The organism is Neobacillus drentensis (genome assembly GCF_036965425.1).
GTDB lineage: Bacteria > Bacillota > Bacilli > Bacillales > Cytobacillaceae > Neobacillus > Neobacillus drentensis_F.
Genome location: NZ_JBALPP010000065.1, coordinates 9,667 through 9,894, shown reverse-complemented (window position 1 = coordinate 9,894; position 228 = coordinate 9,667). Strand labels below are relative to the sequence as shown.

1 pseudogene is annotated in these 228 nt (G+C 49.6%); it reads left to right on the top strand.

The features are described from left to right. Window positions 1-104, top strand: a pseudogene (locus V7161_RS30420) (N-acetylmuramoyl-L-alanine amidase family protein); the annotation flags it as partial. Window positions 105-228 lie beyond the last annotated feature (124 nt).

The window sequence follows — 228 nt, the reverse complement described above, 5'->3', positions numbered from 1 at the left end:
GATTCTGGTATTACCTCAACTCGAGCGGCGCAATGGTAACAGGCTGGGTGAAAATCTCAGGAAAATGGTATTTCTTCAATAATAATGGGACTTTAAGAGGATAAGAGGACTCCCTTGGCCGGATGGCTGAGGGGGTTTTTCGTTTGGGGCGGGGGATAGCGGGTGGCAATTAGTAGATAACGGACGGTTGTCAATTGGCGGATGGCGAGCGCCAATTAGTGGATAACG